Raw genomic sequence first — 2,390 nt, forward strand, 5'->3', positions numbered from 1 at the left:
TAATGGGAGCTGAAACGACATGCGCGACTCTATCGTCCAAGCCCTGGTGTGGGTGCTCCGTCTGGTGCTGCCAGCTCGGGGACACCACAGCAAGACCGCCCCGCCCACCCCCGAGCCCGTGCCCGCATCGCCCTGGACCCGTCCGTGGACCGCCCCGTCATCGCGGGAAGTGCGAGCCATCTTCAGGGACGAGCACACGCGAGAGCTGCCCGAGCTACAGCGTGAACGGGTCTACGCTGCCGAGTTTGCCGCGCTCGGTGTGGATTACGACTATCCGACGATGCCGCTCGGCAGCCTGGTAAAGCGTGAGCGGGTGGCGGCATGACACGCGACAAACAGATAGCCGCGCTTACCGCAGCGTCCAGCCCCATCACGTCCGGCGCGCGGTGCTGCCGTTGCCAGCAGTGGACGTATGCAGCCGTTCAGGTTCGGTACGTCGAGCGCGCGAGCGGCCCCGGAGTGACCCTCTACGCCTGCCCAAGTCACGCCGTAGCGTTCGGCGCAGGGCCGACACCCGAGGACGTGTTCCGCAACCCGTAGACGCACGCACAGATAGCAAAACGCCCCGTTCGGCCAAGTGCCGGGCGGGGCTCTGTCGTTGGCGCTGACGTGCGCGTATGCTCAAGAGTGTTGGGGTCCCCGAGCGTGGCCCAGCCCGTGCCGTCCGGGCGGCGGTGGTCGGCGAGCAGGGTGGCACCGAGGGCGAGCAAGCGGTCGACCTCCTCGTCGCGGGTACGGTCCTGGGGCTGGAGGTCCAAGTGCACCCGGTTCTTGGCGGACTTGGCCTCGGGCACCGTGATGAACAGCAGCGCCACCCCGTCCGCCGTGACCAGCGCCTCCGGATCCCCGGGGTGATCGTCCTCGGCCAGGGAGCCCCCGAGCACCTGGGCCCAGAATCCGGCGAGCGCGTACGCGTCGGCGCAGTCGAATGTGATGTGTCGTACGAGCGAAGTCATGCGCGCCACTCTGATTTGTCACTCCCGGCGCTGTCCAGGCGATTTCAGCGCTGTCCAGGCGATTTCCGTCGGATGGGAGACCCGTAACTCAGTGCGGCGAAAGCCTGAATGGCGGCCGCGGTGAGGAGTGCGGCGGGGAGGGAGCGGGCCGCGAGGGGGGCGGTGAGGGTGGCCCCCAGGGCGAAGGCGGTGATCTTGAGGCTGGCGCCGGTGGTGAAGATCTGGGCACGCAGACGCTCGGGCGCCTCCCGGTGCCGTACCGCGAACAGCGCCGCGAGCTGCGGCCCTTCGCCCAGTCCGGCGATCACCGCGGCGACGATCAGCGGAACCGGCCGGCCGGCCGCGGCGAGGAGAAGGGCAACCGCCAGTACGAGCGTGGCGCACCGGAGAACGGTGTCGGGCCTCCGCATCAGCCGAGGACACCGGGCGAGCAGCGCATTGGCCAGCAGCGCGGAGGCGGCGACACCGGAGAGCAGCAGGACCCCGTGCCCGGCCGCCCCGAACACCCGCTCCCCGAGCAATGGACTGCACGCGACGAACATGCCTTGCCCCACACAGGAGATGACGGACACGGCGGTGGCCCGTGCGAGCGGCGGGGTACGGACGATGGCCCGGAATCCGGCCCGGATGTCGGCGGTGAGAGGTGTACGGGCGGGGGGCCGGAGCGCGAGCGGGCGCCGAAGCGGAAGCGCGGGCGAGGGAGCGGACTCGGGCGGCAGTACGGGCTTGGGTACGGGCGCGGGCGACGGTACGGGCAGCCTCCACGCCGTCGGCACCGCCACCCCGATCAGCGTCGCGGACACGATCACGCTCGCCGGCGCCCCCGCCGTACCCGCGACCGCGCCCGCAGCCGCTGGGCCCGTCAGACCGGCCGCGTTGAAGGTCATCGCGTCGAGGGAGGTGGCGCGGGAGAGGTCTTTCTCCCCTACGGTGTGCGGGAGTTGGCCGGTCCAGCCACCCGACAGGGCAGGGCCCAGCAGACCCGCGCACACCGCGATCAGGAGCGTGGCCACCACCGGTACGCGCCCGATGCTCAGCAGAATCAGGACGAGGGCCGACGCGTACGCCCCCAGCGCCACGGCCAGCAGCCGGCCGGGACGGGGCGATCTGTCGAGCAGTACGCCGAAGACCGGGCCGCCGACCGCCGCCGAGACCGTGACACCGGCGAGCAGCAAGGTCGCCGTGGAAGCCGATCCGGTGATCGCGAGCCCCGCCAGCAGCAGTGCCGGGCCCGACATCTCGTCACCTGTACGGGCCGCCGCGGCTCCTATGACGTACGACCGGAGTACGTAACGCTCTCGCATGCTCAGCACGTTACGCATGTAACTCAAACCTTGACCAGATGCGTTACATTCGCCCCATGCCGCCTCCGTCCCCGCCCCCGCACCCAGCCCCGAAGCCTATACACATCTCCGAGCCCACGACACCGAGGCT

General features: G+C 70.5%; 2 protein-coding genes and 1 pseudogene. 1 reads left to right on the plus strand and 2 read right to left on the minus strand.

The annotated features are described in order from the left end of the window. Positions 1-19: 19 nt before the first annotated feature. Positions 20-325: a hypothetical protein gene (locus tag WH07_RS26940; protein WP_046505312.1), complete on the plus strand. Its 306-nt coding sequence runs from the start codon at positions 20-22 to the stop codon at positions 323-325. Positions 326-632: 307 nt separating this feature from the next. Here the strand turns inward: WH07_RS26940 and WH07_RS26945 are convergent. Both WH07_RS26945 and WH07_RS26950 read right to left on the minus strand, forming a co-directional pair. Next, a pseudogene (locus WH07_RS26945) lies at positions 633-956 on the minus strand (VOC family protein); the annotation flags it as partial. Positions 957-1,000: 44 nt separating this feature from the next. Then, entirely contained in the window at positions 1,001-2,260 is a 1,260-nt protein-coding gene (locus WH07_RS26950; RefSeq protein WP_046505318.1) for an MFS transporter, read from the minus strand. Positions 2,261-2,390: the final 130 nt, after the last annotated feature.

The organism is Streptomyces odonnellii (assembly GCF_000981895.1).
In the GTDB taxonomy this organism is placed as follows: domain Bacteria; phylum Actinomycetota; class Actinomycetes; order Streptomycetales; family Streptomycetaceae; genus Streptomyces; species Streptomyces odonnellii.

Bases quoted from the DNA above. Each gene is read 5' to 3' on its own strand.
- WH07_RS26940 (WP_046505312.1), top strand. From the start codon at position 20: ATGCGCGACTCTATCGTCCAAGCCCTGGTGTGGGTGCTCCGTCTGGTG.
- WH07_RS26950 (WP_046505318.1), bottom strand. From the start codon at position 2,260: ATGCGAGAGCGTTACGTACTCCGGTCGTACGTCATAGGAGCCGCGGCG.